The organism is Vibrio sp. 1180_3 (assembly GCF_029478545.1).
Lineage (GTDB): Bacteria > Pseudomonadota > Gammaproteobacteria > Enterobacterales > Vibrionaceae > Vibrio > Vibrio aestuarianus.
The window spans coordinates 1-13,511 of the sequence record NZ_SJFM01000016.1 but is presented as its reverse complement, the minus strand read 5'-3'; the positions used below and the strand labels follow the sequence as shown (position 1 = coordinate 13,511).

The 13,511-nt window shown below is 41.8% G+C and carries 15 protein-coding genes, 1 tRNA gene and 1 pseudogene; 14 read left to right on the top strand and 3 right to left on the bottom strand.

Annotated elements, in window-relative coordinates; translation table 11 throughout:
• The first annotated feature begins 5 nt into the window (after positions 1 to 5).
• From cydB to nadA, 11 genes are all read left to right on the top strand, one after another.
• Positions 6 to 1,142 carry a cytochrome d ubiquinol oxidase subunit II gene (cydB, locus tag EYW48_RS11385; RefSeq protein WP_277432423.1) on the top strand — a complete coding sequence of 379 codons (1,137 nt, stop codon included), beginning with the start codon at positions 6 to 8 and terminating at the stop codon, positions 1,140 to 1,142.
• 12 nt (positions 1,143 to 1,154) lie between these two features.
• Positions 1,155 to 1,262, top strand: coding sequence for a cytochrome bd-I oxidase subunit CydX (gene cydX / locus EYW48_RS11380; protein ID WP_000270285.1), 108 nt, complete (start codon positions 1,155 to 1,157; stop codon positions 1,260 to 1,262).
• On the top strand, positions 1,255 to 1,557 hold the full coding sequence (ybgE, locus tag EYW48_RS11375) for a cyd operon protein YbgE (protein ID WP_171981086.1): 303 nt from the start codon (positions 1,255 to 1,257) through the stop codon (positions 1,555 to 1,557). Before cydX ends, ybgE begins: the two co-directional genes overlap by 8 nt.
• Positions 1,558 to 1,787: 230 nt before the next feature.
• The gene (gene ybgC / locus EYW48_RS11370; RefSeq protein WP_171981087.1) at positions 1,788 to 2,213 is read left to right on the top strand and encodes a tol-pal system-associated acyl-CoA thioesterase; all 426 of its coding nucleotides are present in this window, start codon (positions 1,788 to 1,790) and stop codon (positions 2,211 to 2,213) included.
• Complete coding sequence (gene tolQ / locus EYW48_RS11365; RefSeq protein WP_053310053.1) at positions 2,203 to 2,886, top strand: protein TolQ; 684 nt, start codon at positions 2,203 to 2,205, stop codon at positions 2,884 to 2,886. The genes ybgC and tolQ overlap by 11 nt, the downstream gene beginning before the upstream one ends.
• 3 nt (positions 2,887 to 2,889) lie before the next feature.
• Positions 2,890 to 3,333: a protein TolR gene (tolR, locus tag EYW48_RS11360; protein WP_053310052.1), complete on the top strand. Its 444-nt coding sequence runs from the start codon at positions 2,890 to 2,892 to the stop codon at positions 3,331 to 3,333.
• A 12-nt stretch (positions 3,334 to 3,345) separates the two neighbouring features.
• The gene (tolA, locus tag EYW48_RS11355; RefSeq protein WP_261926720.1) at positions 3,346 to 4,416 is read left to right on the top strand and encodes a cell envelope integrity protein TolA; all 1,071 of its coding nucleotides are present in this window, start codon (positions 3,346 to 3,348) and stop codon (positions 4,414 to 4,416) included.
• A 14-nt stretch (positions 4,417 to 4,430) separates the two neighbouring features.
• On the top strand, positions 4,431 to 5,783 hold the full coding sequence (tolB, locus tag EYW48_RS11350) for a Tol-Pal system beta propeller repeat protein TolB (protein WP_261917867.1): 1,353 nt from the start codon (positions 4,431 to 4,433) through the stop codon (positions 5,781 to 5,783).
• 31 nt (positions 5,784 to 5,814) lie between these two features.
• Entirely contained in the window at positions 5,815 to 6,354 is a 540-nt protein-coding gene (gene pal / locus EYW48_RS11345) for a peptidoglycan-associated lipoprotein Pal (RefSeq protein ID WP_277432422.1), read from the top strand.
• A 14-nt stretch (positions 6,355 to 6,368) separates the two neighbouring features.
• A complete protein-coding gene (gene ybgF / locus EYW48_RS11340; RefSeq protein WP_168522511.1) occupies positions 6,369 to 7,145 on the top strand; it encodes a tol-pal system protein YbgF in 777 nt (258 codons plus the stop codon).
• Between the two features lie 119 nt (positions 7,146 to 7,264).
• Positions 7,265 to 8,326, top strand: a complete 1,062-nt coding sequence (gene nadA / locus EYW48_RS11335) for a quinolinate synthase NadA (RefSeq protein WP_053310047.1) — start codon at positions 7,265 to 7,267, stop codon at positions 8,324 to 8,326.
• Between the two features lie 81 nt (positions 8,327 to 8,407).
• Here the strand turns inward: nadA and EYW48_RS11330 are convergent, their stop codons facing one another.
• Positions 8,408 to 8,977 (bottom strand): UPF0149 family protein, encoded by a 570-nt coding sequence (locus tag EYW48_RS11330; protein ID WP_171981090.1) that lies wholly within the window; start codon positions 8,975 to 8,977, stop codon positions 8,408 to 8,410.
• Between the two features lie 168 nt (positions 8,978 to 9,145).
• Between EYW48_RS11330 and EYW48_RS11325 the strand changes: the two genes are divergently transcribed.
• The 3 genes from EYW48_RS11325 to EYW48_RS11315 all read left to right on the top strand — a co-directional run bounded on the left by EYW48_RS11325 (position 9,146) and on the right by EYW48_RS11315 (position 12,507).
• The gene (locus EYW48_RS11325) at positions 9,146 to 11,569 is read left to right on the top strand and encodes a hybrid sensor histidine kinase/response regulator (RefSeq protein WP_277432421.1); all 2,424 of its coding nucleotides are present in this window, start codon (positions 9,146 to 9,148) and stop codon (positions 11,567 to 11,569) included.
• A 235-nt stretch (positions 11,570 to 11,804) separates the two neighbouring features.
• Positions 11,805 to 12,254 (top strand): L-alanine exporter AlaE, encoded by a 450-nt coding sequence (locus tag EYW48_RS11320; RefSeq protein WP_053310045.1) that lies wholly within the window; start codon positions 11,805 to 11,807, stop codon positions 12,252 to 12,254.
• A 165-nt stretch (positions 12,255 to 12,419) separates the two neighbouring features.
• Positions 12,420 to 12,507, top strand: a tRNA-Ser gene (locus EYW48_RS11315).
• Positions 12,508 to 12,651: 144 nt separating this feature from the next.
• Here the strand turns inward: EYW48_RS11315 and EYW48_RS11310 are convergent.
• A complete protein-coding gene (locus EYW48_RS11310; RefSeq protein ID WP_277432420.1) occupies positions 12,652 to 13,314 on the bottom strand; it encodes a hypothetical protein in 663 nt (220 codons plus the stop codon).
• A gap of 81 nt (positions 13,315 to 13,395) precedes the next feature.
• Positions 13,396 to 13,511, bottom strand: a pseudogene (locus EYW48_RS11305) (IS630 family transposase); the annotation flags it as partial.

Sequence of the window (13,511 nt, the reverse complement as noted above, 5' to 3'; positions counted from 1 at the left end):
CGATTATGTTTGATTACGAAATTTTGCGACTAATCTGGTGGGTGCTTATTGGCGTGCTGCTTGTTGGTTTTGCGATTACCGATGGTTTTGATATGGGCGTTGGCGCTCTTGTACCAATTATCGGTAAAAATGATAGCGAACGCCGAGTAATGATTAACTCTATTGCTCCACACTGGGATGGTAACCAAGTTTGGCTTATCACTGCTGGTGGTGCGCTGTTTGCAGCTTGGCCTTTGGTTTATGCAACATCATTCTCTGGGTTCTACTTAGCGATGATCGTAACCCTAGCAGCGTTATGGTTGCGTCCGATTGGTTTGGACTACCGTTCAAAAATTGAAGATCCAAAATGGCGCAGCACTTGGGATATTTGTATTTCAATCAGTGGTTTCGTTCCGCCAATTATCTTTGGTGTAGCGTTTGGTAACCTACTTCAAGGTGTACCATTCCAATTGAATGATTTCTTGATGCCGACATACCATGGATCATTCTTTGGTTTGTTGAACCCATTCGCACTGCTTTGTGGCTTGGTTAGCTTATTCATGATTGTGCTACAAGGTGCAACGTGGTTACAGATGAAAACGACCGATGCAGTTCATGTGCGTGCACGTAATGTTGCACAGCTCATGGGTTTACTCGTTGTAGCTACTTTTGTTGCAGCGGGTTTTTGGATTCAAAATATCGATGGCTATGTGATCACAAGCGTGATTGACACCAGTGCTGCATCGAATCCTTTAAACAAAGAAGTGATTCGTGAAGCTGGCGCATGGATGGCTAATTTTGAAGCTTATCCATTGTTGTGGGCTGCGCCTGCTTTAGGTGTTGTGATGCCATTAATTGCCGTGCTGGCTTCTCGCTTTGAAAAAGGTGGTATTGCCTTCTTGGCTTCTAGCTTGGCGAATGCGGGTGTTATTTTCACCGCTGGTTTTGCTATGTTCCCGTTCATTATGCCTTCAATCTTAGTACCAAGTAATAGTTTGACGATGTGGGATTCGACATCAAGTGAGCTAACACTGAACTTGATGACTGTGGTCGCTTTTGTGATGGTTCCGATCATCCTGGGTTATACGACATGGACTTACTACAAGATGTTTGGTCGTCTTGACAGCAAGTTCATCGAAGAAAACAAAAACTCACTTTACTAAGGAGCGATAGATATGTGGTATTTCGCATGGATTCTAGGTGTACTGCTAGCTTGTGCATTCGGTATCATCAACGCTCTTTGGTTAGAGCATACAGAAATGATGGATAAAGACAGTGAGTAAACTTGCTTTGCAAGTGGCTCAACTTCATCAGCCAACTAACAAGACCTCATTAAGGGTCTTGTCATTGGTGTTAGGCTTTTATCATGTTGCGATGGTGATGTGGGACCCGGAACAATATTCTCATAGTATTGGTGGGTTCAACACCATCATCAGCCCCTTGCTGATTTGGGCATTGTGCTCAAGCATGGTTTTTGGGGTTGGCTTTAAGCCTCGTAAATGGGTTTGGCAACTGTTGTTTAGCCCTTATATCTCTCTTTCAATATTAACCTACCTAACGGTTGTTAGACTGGTTTGATTGAGCCTTTTCCAACTTAAAACTGTAGTTTCAGGTCGGAAGAGGATAGCAGAGCAGATGTTACTTATGTCTCGGCATTGATTCAGTGCCGATTAAATATCCACATTAGTGCTGTCTCTTTGAGGCAGCACTAATTTTTTGTATCCATTCTAAGAAAAGTCTATTCAATCCTTGTACTAACAGTAACGAGTTGCGTTATAGTAACGAACTCAATCTGTATATGTATTGGAATGTTTGTGCAAAATACAGCCTCGGCCTTTCATTGGCCTGTAACCATTTATTATGAAGATACTGATGCCGGTGGTGTTGTGTATCACTCAAACTATCTTAAGTTCTTTGAACGGGCGAGAACCGAACTGCTTCGTTCTATTGGTGTCTCTCAGCATACTCTTCTTACTCAGAATATTGGTTTTGTCGTCAGACATATCGACATCGATTTTCTACGAGTGGCTCGTTTAGATGAGATGCTGAATGTTGTAACGAACATTTCTGAGCTGAAAAAAGCGTCTCTGACATTCTGTCAAGAGCTCGTCAATCCTGAAGGTAAAGTGTTGTGTAAAGCCGTGGTTAAGGTAGCATGTGTCGACAATCAGAGCATGAGGCCCAAGGCGATGCCTCAATCAATAATTTTGGAGTTAACCCCTAGTGACCGCTGATATTTCAATTCTTGATCTGTTTTTGCAAGCCAGCATATTAGTAAAAATGGTGATGCTTATCCTTTTAGGCATGTCTATTGTCTCATGGGCGATGATCATCAAGCGCAGCAAAATTCTTTCTCAAGCAGAGAAAAGTGCAGATTCGTTTGAAGATAAGTTTTGGTCTGGAACCGATTTATCTGCAATTTACCAAGATGTGAAGAAGCGCAAAGATGAAATTTCAGGTACTGAAGAAATTTTCTATTCAGGTTTCACTGAATTTGCGCGATTACGGAAAACCAATGCGACCTCACCAGACTTCATTATGGAAGGAACTGGTCGAGCAATGCGCGTTGCTGTTGCACGTGAAGTGGATGAATTGGAAACGAGCTTGCCATTTTTAGCCACCGTTGGCTCTATCAGCCCATACATTGGCCTTTTTGGTACGGTATGGGGAATTATGCACTCATTCATTGCGTTAGGTGAAGTTAAGCAGGCGACACTTGCTATGGTTGCCCCTGGTATCGCTGAAGCTCTGATCGCAACCGCTATGGGCCTATTTGCTGCAATACCTGCGGTGATGGCTTACAACCGATTAAGCAATAAAGTGAGTAAGTTAGAGCATAACTACGCGACATTTTCAGAAGAGTTTCACAGTATTCTTCATCGCCAAGCTATGGCGGGTAGGGAATAAACCATGGTGGGTTATCAGCGTAAAAAACGCAAATTGACCGCAGAAATTAATGTTGTGCCATACATCGACGTGATGTTGGTGTTACTGATTATTTTTATGGTGACCTCGCCTTTTGTGACACAAGGTGTCGATGTCGAGCTACCTAAAACCTCTGCTGCAAAGCCAGCATCCGAACTTGCTGGGGATAGCGATAGCAGCTTTATTATCGTAGAGATAGATAAAGAAGGTAATTTAGGGCTTAGCGTCAATGATGAAGAGGTTCAAAGAGGCTTGTCATTGCAGGACGTTATTGTTCGAGTCAAAGCTGAACTCTCACTAAAACCAAACTCACCTGTTGCTGTGGGCGGTGATGCAGCAACGCCCTATGCGGAAGTCGTACTAGTTTTAGATGAATTGAGTCGCGCAGGTATTCCGAAAGTGGGTCTACTAACCGATATAAAGGGATAGTTCGTACCGTTCATGAAAGATAATAAGTCCAAAAACAACGACTACAAAAAGCCAATCATCATTTCCACTATTTTGCATGTGGTTCTGATTGTTGTTTTGTTGTGGGGCACTGATTTCACATTATCGAAACCTGAACCAACGGGACAAATGGTGCAGGCTGTTGTGATTGATCCTCAATTGGTTCAAAAGCAAGCTCAGCAAATTCGTAGTCAACGTGAAGCCGCAGCGAAAAAAGAGCAAGACCGACTCGATAAATTACGCCGAGAAAGTGAACAATTGGAAAAAAATCGCAAGGCAGAAGAAGAGCGGATTAGAAAGCTCAAAGAGCAGCAAGCGAAAGAAGCAAAAGCGGTGAGAGAAGCAGAAAAGCAGCGTGTTCAAAAAGAGCAAGAGCGTAAACTTGAAGAAGAGCGAGTACGCAAAGAAAAGGAACGAGCTGCTAAAGCTGAAATAGAACGAAAAACCAAAGAAGAGGCGGTCAAGAAGGTCGAGCAAGAACGCCTAGCGAAGCAGGCCGCAATTGCACAAGCGGAACAAGAACGTATAGCGAAAGAAAAAGCGGCCGCTGAAGCTAAAGAGAAAGCGCGCAAAGAACGTGAAGCGGCAGAGCGAGCCGAGAAGGAGCGTATAGCTAAAGAGAAAGCCGCTAAAGAGGCTCAAGAAAAAGCCCTCAAAGAAAAAGCACGTCTAGAACGCCTAGAGCGTGAACGTAAAGAGCAAGAAGCGGCTTTAAATAGTATTTTCTCAGGTTTAGAAACGGAGACCGAGCTAAATAGCTCAGCACGTTCTCAGTTTGTAATGAGTGAAACGCAACGCTATGGAGCAATATACACTCAGCTTATCCAGCAAAACTTACTACTAGAAGATAGCTTTAAAGGTAAACAGTGCAAGGTGAATTTACGCCTAATTCCAACAGGAGCAGGGGCGATTGTTGGTAACTTAAGCATTGTTGGTGGAGACTCACGATTGTGCGCTGCAACAAAGCGTGCAGTTGCCCAAGTGGGGACGTTTCCATTACCAAAAGATGATCCCGATGTAGTCGAGAAATTAAAGAACATTAATTTAACTGTAGAACCAGAGTAAATAAGGAAGAGCTTGTGTTAAAGCGATTGATGTTAGGGTGCTTACTTGTACTGACAAGTAATATACAGCTTGCTAACGCAGCATTGGAGCTTGTTATTACCGATGGTATCAACTCGGCAAGGCCAATTGCGATAGTACCGTTTAAGTGGGAAGGTAAAACAAAACTTCCTCAAGATATTTCAGGAGTTATCGCTTCTGATCTACAACGCAGTGGTAAATTTAGCCCTGTTGCGACCAGTAAAATGCCGCAAACCCCATACAGCGAAACAGATATCAAATTCGATGCTTGGAGCCGCATTGGGGTGGATGCACTATTGACTGGCAGCATTACGCAAAATGCGGATGGTCAATACGTCATTAACTATCAGTTAGTTGACGTAGTGCGCGGTCAATTGACCCAAGGTCAAAGCAAAGCTCTGAGCAATGACGGGCAGCTAGTACTTTCTAAAGATCATGTGCTATTTAATAAAATCGCGACAGTTCCTGCGAACCGCATGCGCGAGTACGCGCATAGAATTTCAGATCTTGTCTATGAAGAGTTAACTGGCGATAAAGGTGCATTTTTAACGCGTATCGCTTACGTCGTGGTAAACGATAAAGAGCAGTACCCTTATCAGCTAAGGGTTGCCGATTATGATGGTTATAACGAGCGATTGGTTTTACGTTCTAAGCAACCTCTAATGTCTCCTGCATGGTCACCAGATGGCAAGCAATTAGCCTATGTCAGTTTTCAAAATGGCCAAGCAGAAATATTCTTAATGAATATCTACACTGGCGAACGAGAAAAAATTACGTCTTATCCTCGTCATAATGGCGCTCCAAGATTCTCACCTGATGGTAAGAGTTTAGCTCTTGTGCTTTCAAAAACCGGCAGCTTGCAGGTTTACACTTTGGATTTGGCTACTCGTAAACTGAAACCAATAACGAGTGGCAGATCAAATAATACGGAACCATTCTGGCATCCTGATGGTAAATCTCTAATATTTACTTCGGATCGGGGTGGTAAACCACAGATATATCAAGTAAATTTGACCAATGGCTCGACCAACCGTATTACGTGGCAAGGCAGCCAAAATTTAGGTGGTCAAATTACGCCTGATGGTCGGTTCTTAGTGATGGTGAATCGAAGTAATTCTGGTTTTAATCTGGCAAAACAAGACTTGGAAACAGGTTCAGTGCAAATTCTTACCAAGACTTTGCTCGATGAGTCTCCAAGTATTGCACCCAATGGCGGCATGGTCATATACAGCTCAATTTATAACCAAACGAATGTACTTTCGATGGTGTCTATAGATGGGCGTTTCAAAGCTAGATTACCGGCAACAAATGGGCGCGTTAGAGCTCCTGCGTGGTCTCCGTTTTTATAGCAAGTAAGTAATAAAAAGTAAGGAAAATAAGATGCAACTTAACAAAGTTCTTAAAGGGCTACTAATTGCGCTACCAGTACTTGCAGTAACTGCATGTAGTTCAAGCGATGAAGCAACTAACGCTTCTGGTTCTGAAACTAACCAGTCTACTTCAGGTTCAGCAAACAACGTTGATACAACGGTTGTTTCTCCGATCGATGAGAATGCACAACTTTCTGAACAAGAGTTAAAAGAGCAAGCTCTTCGTGAAACTCAAACCATCTATTTCGCATTTGATAACGCGACAATTGTTGGCGACTACGAAGACATGTTAGCTGCACATGCGGCTTACCTAAGCAAAAACCCAGCGATGCAAGTGACTATCGAAGGTCATGCTGATGAGCGTGGTACTCCTGAGTACAACATCGCACTAGGCGAGCGTCGTGCACAAGCTGTTGCTAAATACTTGCAAGCGCTAGGTGTTCAAGCTGATCAAATCGCTATTGTCAGCTACGGCGAAGAAAAACCGCTTCTTCTAGGTCAATCTGAAGATGTATACGCGAAGAACCGCCGCGCTGTTCTAGTGTACTAATCGAGGATTGCCTCATGTTCAGTAACTTAAAGCGCATTGTTACGCTTACGTTACTGGCAAGTGCGGCGAGCACTACGCTCGCTGCACCAGCTCCAGTATCTGACCTCAGCAATAGCTCTTCTTCTAGCGCCACTCGCGCTCAAAACTCTTCGTCTGAAACGGATGTACAGCGTCTTGAACGCTTGCTTGAAAACCGCAATCGTGTGCAGTTGAAAATGCAGCAGCAGCTTGACGATATGACCTTAGAAATCAGTGAATTACGTGGGCAGCTTGAGCGCAATAGCTATGATATGCAGCAAATGCTAGAGCGCCAACGTGAATTGTTCATTGAACTAGACCGTGTTCGTAGTGAAATGAAAACTACGGGTAGTGCACCTCCTACTACATCACCTGATGCGGCAGTGGAAGGTACATTCAGCAGCAATGTGGACGAACAAACAGCGTATCAGAATGCAGTTGATTTGATTCTGAAGAAGCGTGACTACAGCGGTGCCATTGCGGCGTTCCAACAGTTCCAAAAAGATTATCCTGATTCAAACTTTGCCCCTAATGCACATTATTGGTTAGGACAGCTTTATTTTGCGAAAAAGCAAGACAAGGAAGCAGCGCAAAGCTTTATAGCCGTGCTTACCTATAGCGAATCCAATAAACGTGCAGATGCATTGGTGAAGTTAGGTGATATTGCTAAACGTAACAATAATTCAGCCCAAGCGAACAAGTATTATCAACAAGTTATTGATGAATACCCGACCAGTGCTTCGGCAAATGTTGCAAAAGAGAATTTGAATTAATAATAAGAGGTCGTGAAGGCCTCTTTTTTTTGCTTATTGTTACAAGAATCACTTTTGATTCACACTTAGGTTCGGGTGTACAATGCTCGAATTCTTGGAAGTTGCATAGAGCAAGAGCAATGAGCCACATTTTAGACACCATTGAAACTGTATATCCTTTTCCACCTAAACCTATTCCTTTGACGGTTGAAGAAAAGCAAACTTATACCGCTAGCATCAAACAGTTATTAAAAGAAAAAGATGCAGTGCTAATTGCACACTATTATACCGATCCTGAAATTCAAGCATTGGCAGAAGAAACGGGGGGATTTGTCGGTGATTCATTAGAAATGGCGAAGTTTGGCAACCGTCACCCAGCAAGTACGCTAATCATTGCTGGTGTTCGTTTTATGGGAGAATCTGCGAAAATTTTAACCCCAGAAAAACGCATTCTTATGCCAACACTAAAAGCTGAATGTTCTCTTGATTTGGGTTGTCCTGCTGATAAATTTACTGAGTTCTGCGATGCTCATCCTGATCATACCGTCGTGGTTTATGCCAATACATCTGCTGCTGTAAAAGCAAGAGCTGATTGGGTGGTGACATCGAGTATTGCTCTTGAAATTGTAGAACACCTAGATGCAGAAGATAAGCCGATTATCTGGGGACCAGACCGCCATTTGGGGTCATACATTGCTAATAAAACCGGTGCAGAGATGCTGCTTTGGCAAGGCGAATGCGTGGTCCACGATGAATTCTCCGCAGACGCTTTACGCAAAATGAAATCTCTATATCCTGATGCGGCCGTATTGGTGCACCCAGAGTCGCCAGCCAGCGTGGTTGAATTAGCGGATGCTGTCGGTTCGACAAGCCAATTGATCAAAGCGGCAAAATCGCTTCCTCAGCAAAAGATGATAGTAGCAACGGATAAAGGCATTTTCTTTAAAATGCAGCAGTTAGTGCCTGAGAAAGAGCTTATTGAAGCACCAACCGCAGGAGCGGGGGCGACTTGTCGTAGTTGTGCGCATTGCCCTTGGATGGCAATGAATGGCCTTAAAGCCATTGAAGCTGCGCTCAAAGAAGGTGGTGATGATCACGAAATTTTTGTCGATGAAGCACTGCGATTAAAATCACTGATCCCACTTAATCGCATGTTGGATTTCGCTGAACAGTTAAACCTTCAAGTTAAAGGTAATGCTTAGTTTTAACTTGAAGCAATACAAAAAAGGCTCCTTGGAGCCTTTTTATGTGAGTACCATTAACGAAGTTAATTAAAGCTACCGTTATTGGTTTTCAGCTAACTGTACACCGCGTTGGGTTAAGCCGCACAACATTACAGGTATTGCATTGTAGATCTCTTCAAATTGATCTAACCCTTGTAGGCCTTGTTCGGCAAGCGTTACTAATGATGTTTCTGGGTCATACAGCATGCTTAAAGACAGTAGTACGCCACCAAGTAGTGCATTGTCTTGGCTATCTTCAGGCATCAAGGTTTCCCAGTCGTCTCGTGCCAGTTGCCAACCTTGTAAAAAGCCTTCACAGAAATCACGGACGTCATCCGTAACAATTTCTTCTTCATCTAAGGAACAGCCTTCTGGCCATGCCCAATTGGCGTTCAATAAAGCAGGGCGATATAAGTTCCATATATCAATAACAAGCTGAAAATACGTTTCTAGCTGTTCACCATCTGTAAAAGGTGCAACTTCTTCACCTCCCCACAAAAAGGGTAACCATTCTTCAGGAGGTAGAATATTAGGAGCAGAAGCCATTGCTGTCACAAAACCACGTGTTTTCGCTTCGTTTAATAGCTTATCTTCTAATTCAGGTTGCGATAGGAGTGTTTGTAAGGTCAAAACAAAGTCCATGAGTTGTTAGATAATTAGCAGTATCTTAACTCTAAATAGTCGTTGTATGCCAATTTAACAAAAGTTATTGCGGTAAAGACTTGTTTCATACAATCAATATCTTGCTTGGCAGGATTCTTCACTATAATTTGTACAAAAGAAAAAGTTCAAAGGCTTATGAAAGTACGTAGCTCACTTAGAAAGAAAAGCATCACCGCATTGGCGTTTTATCTTTGCTTTTTTATTGCAACCATCGGAACGATTACCTACTGGGTTGTCGAATCTCCTCTGCGTGCTGAACTCAAACAAAATTTAGATTTACGTGCTGAAATATTGTCTGCACAAATTAGAGAACCACTAAATAATTCAATAGGCATACTGCAAAGTGTCGTCAGCATTGGACAGTCTGCAAACGGCCAAGCAGAGCAAGACCGTCTGCTACATTCACTGTTCTCGATACTTGATAATATCGTTGTGAGTGGCGGGCTATGGCCAAAACCTTATAGTGTCGATCCCGCTCAACAATATAGTAGCCTGTTTTATAACCGAGCATCTGATGGTCAAGTCGACAAGTTACTCTCTTGGAATAATCCAGCAGTGAGCGGGTACGATAAAGAGACATGGTATACCGAGGTAAAAGGGCAGCCATTAGGAAGTGTGGCGTGGTCACAAGTTTACGTTGATTCTTATACCCATATTCAAATGATCACCGCTTCTTCGCCATACTATGTCAACGGAGAGTTCGCTGGTGTCGCTACTGTTGATATCTCGTTACATGGCTTGACTAAGCTTCTTGCTGCTCAAGCTGAGCGATATGACCTCGGTATGTCGCTTAGTGATTCTGATGGATCCATCATCTCTGAACATAACTTCAATATTCGCAATGGAGCATATATCAGTCGTTTTGATTTTGGTGATTTTCAGTGGCAAGTTGACGTGATAAACGCTAACCGTTTAGTGAATGATGAGGTTTATGAGCTGGTCACTAATGTAGAAGCGCGTATTATTCCCTTTCTTTTAGCCTGTGTAATGATTGGTTATTACTTGTTAAACAAATATTTGATTACACCAATCGTCGTTATTGCGAAAAAAGTTGCTGACTCAAAAGAAGGCGGCATTATCGAGATACCTTACCGCAGTAATGATGAAATACGGCAGTTAGTTGATACTTTTAATCAGAAAACGGTCTACCTTGAAGCGGAAAAGGTGAAAGCTCAAGCATCAACCCGAGCTAAAAGCGCATTTTTAGCGACGTTGTCTCATGAAATTCGAACCCCAATGAATGGTGTACTCGGAACAGCGCAAATATTATTGAAAACTCAACTTTCGACTCAACAACGACAGAACTTGAATAGTTTGTATGAGTCAGGTGAGCATATGATGACCTTATTGAATGAGATCCTTGATTTTTCAAAGATCGAGCAAGGTCATTTAGAACTCGATAATAGTCGTTTCCCACTTGATTCATTGATTGGCAGTATCAAAAGTGTCTATCACACCTTGTGTAATGAAAAAGGGCTTCAATTTAATATACACAACGAGGTAGCGAGCGATCGCTGGTACTTCTCGGATAAAGCTAGACTGAGACAAATCTTATTTAACTTACTGAACAACGCCGTTAAATTCACATCAAGTGGTTTCATTGATGTCTACTTAAAAGAAGAGTGGGTCGATGAGCAACTCTATTTATCTATCCGTGTTAGAGACTCTGGGATTGGTATTGCTAAAGAAGCGCAAGAAAAGATATTTCGACCCTTTGAACAAGCTGAATCGTCAACCACAAGGCGCTTTGGTGGTACAGGTTTAGGGCTGGCAATTGTCAAACAGATAACAGAGCTTATGAACGGTAATATAACGGTAGCGAGTGAGGTTGGTATCGGTAGTAGTTTTCATGTCATGCTCGCTATCGAAGAGGCTTCTGCAGGCCCAACCGAAGTTAAAACTCATCGTAAACTTGATTATCAAGGCCTTAAAGCATTAATCGTCGAAGATAATCGAACGAATTCGATCATCATTGAGACTTTTATGAAAAATAAGGGTTTTATTTGCCGCTGTGTTGAAAATGGTGAGATGGGCGTACAGGCACTCACTGAAGAGCGATTCGATCTTGTTTTAATGGATAACCATATGCCAGTAATGGATGGTATCGAAGCCATTTCTTGTATCAGGTCTCTATCAGAAAATAATCATAATGTATTAATTTTTGGTTGTACCGCTGATGTATTCAAAGAAACTCGAGAGCGAATGCTAGCAGCTGGTGCAGACTATATTATCGCTAAGCCAGTTCATGAAAATGAACTTGATGACGCACTTTATCAATACGCTGAAAAGCTGTACCAATTTCAGCCAAAATCCTCAATGCAGATGGCTGTTGGTTCGATAGAAGAGTCACTGGTTACTTTTCATATGGCGATTGAAAATCAAGAAATTGAGTTGGCATTAACCACCGTCAAAAAGTTAGCCGCGCACGTTTGCGTTGCTGAGTCATCGCCATTACATGATGCTTTGCAGAGTATCCAAATTAGCTTAGAAAACGATAAGCTACCCAATACACAACAAGTGGATGTCTTAACCGTTTTACTTGCTGATTTTTGTAATTAACTTACTAATAAGTGACTTAAATATTGTTTAATTTAACATTTATTTAAAAATTAGCGTTAGATTCTAGTTTTAATTTCAAAACTGGTTATAAATTTACCTAACTCAATTAAAATTGGAGATTAAATCTACAATTTATATGTTCTAATTACCTTATCAGCTGGTCTTTTTCTATGACCTGGTTTTATGTATTGCCTGTGGGTGATTTTTGTAGATATATATGTTGTTGAGGAAGGTAATGAAAGCTCGTGGCCCATTTTGTATTCGTCATGCTGCTGCTGACACATTTGCAATGGTCGTTTTTTGCTTTGTTTCTGGGATGATCATTGAGATTTTTATCTCTGGGATGACTTTTGAACAATCGTTAGCATCTCGAACATTATCGATTCCTGTCAACATTGCTATCGCATGGCCTTATGGCGTGTTTCGAGATTTCGTTTTACGTTTAGGGCGGAAGTGGTCGAATTCAAACCTGATGAAGAACATTTCAGATTTAATTGCATTCGTTTTGTTCCAATCACCTGTTTATGCGGCCATTCTTTTGGTTGTTGGGGCATCAACAGAACAAATTATTACGGCTGTTTCAAGTAACGCTATCGTTTCATGTGGAATGGGTGTGTTATATGGTTATTTCTTGGATATGTGCCGTCGATGGTTCCGTGTGCCAGGCTATTACCAAAGTATGTAACTGCATATTTAGCACGCAGCTATTGTCGTTGATTTCAACTAATAAGCTAATAAGTAACCAAACGCGCTGATAGTGTGGACTTTTTTAAGATTTTGGCTTGACCTACCTCTCCATAATCATTAAATTAGCGCCTCGTTAACTGATGCAGTTGACACAATCAAATACGGTGAGTTGTCCGAGTGGCTTAAGGAGCACGCCTGGAAAGTGTGTATACGGCAACGTATCGAGAGTTCGAATCTCTTGCTCACCGCCACATTCAAGAAAAAAGACGTCTCAGGACGTCTTTTTTCTTATATAAAGATTATAAAAATCAATGAGTTACGGTTTCGTAGCGTTCCATAAAGTGCCGTAAAAGCGCTTGTTTAGAGTAATACCCAGTATTTCTACTTGATGCTAGTTAAGAAGTTGGCGCACGTAACTTGGCTTCATCCAAAAGTAACTTGACTTCATTCAAAGCTGACCTAGCTTCATCCAAAACTAACCCAGTATTATTCGTATAGATATTCTTATCACGTCTGTCAAGTGGCTTTTCAGGTATTGTATTTGTTGAGTTACGACAACTTCTTTCGAACACCTTTTCATTTAACGAACCCCAATCTTCATTTAACGAACCCCAATCCTCGGCCAACTCATTCGATAGTTCACTGAATTGTTTACGTTCAATACTTAGGTCCTCTTGTAGAGATGATAAGTCATCGTGCGAAAGTGATTTGGCTGTATGCAAATCATTCGATAGTTTACTGAATTGTTCACGTTCAATACTTAGGTCCTTTTGTTGAGATGATAAGTCATCGTGCGAAAGTGATTTGTCTGTATGCAAAATTAACTTGGCTTTACACGAAATTAACTTAGCTCGATCCAAAAGTGACTTGGCACCATTACAAAGTAGCCTAGGATCACTCACAAGTAACATGGCATTATCATGATCAGTTTTATTCCAATAAGTATTTGAATAGGTATCCTTACCATATATGTCAAGTGGCTGTTCAGGTCTTGTACTTGTTAAATGATAACTTCTATTGATCACTTTTTCACTTGACGAATTCCAACGCTCAGTCAACTTATCCGATAGTTTATTTAATTGTTTAAGTTTAGATTTTTTAATACTTGGGTCATTTTGCCGAAACTGTTCTATACCGAATCAACTTGAAGATGCAGGCTTGAGAACCTGAAAATGATCATTAATTCGAGATGTCAAAGAGCCTGCGATCTCTGGAAGAGTCACAGAAAAAAATTGGTCTATTGCCGCCTTGAAGT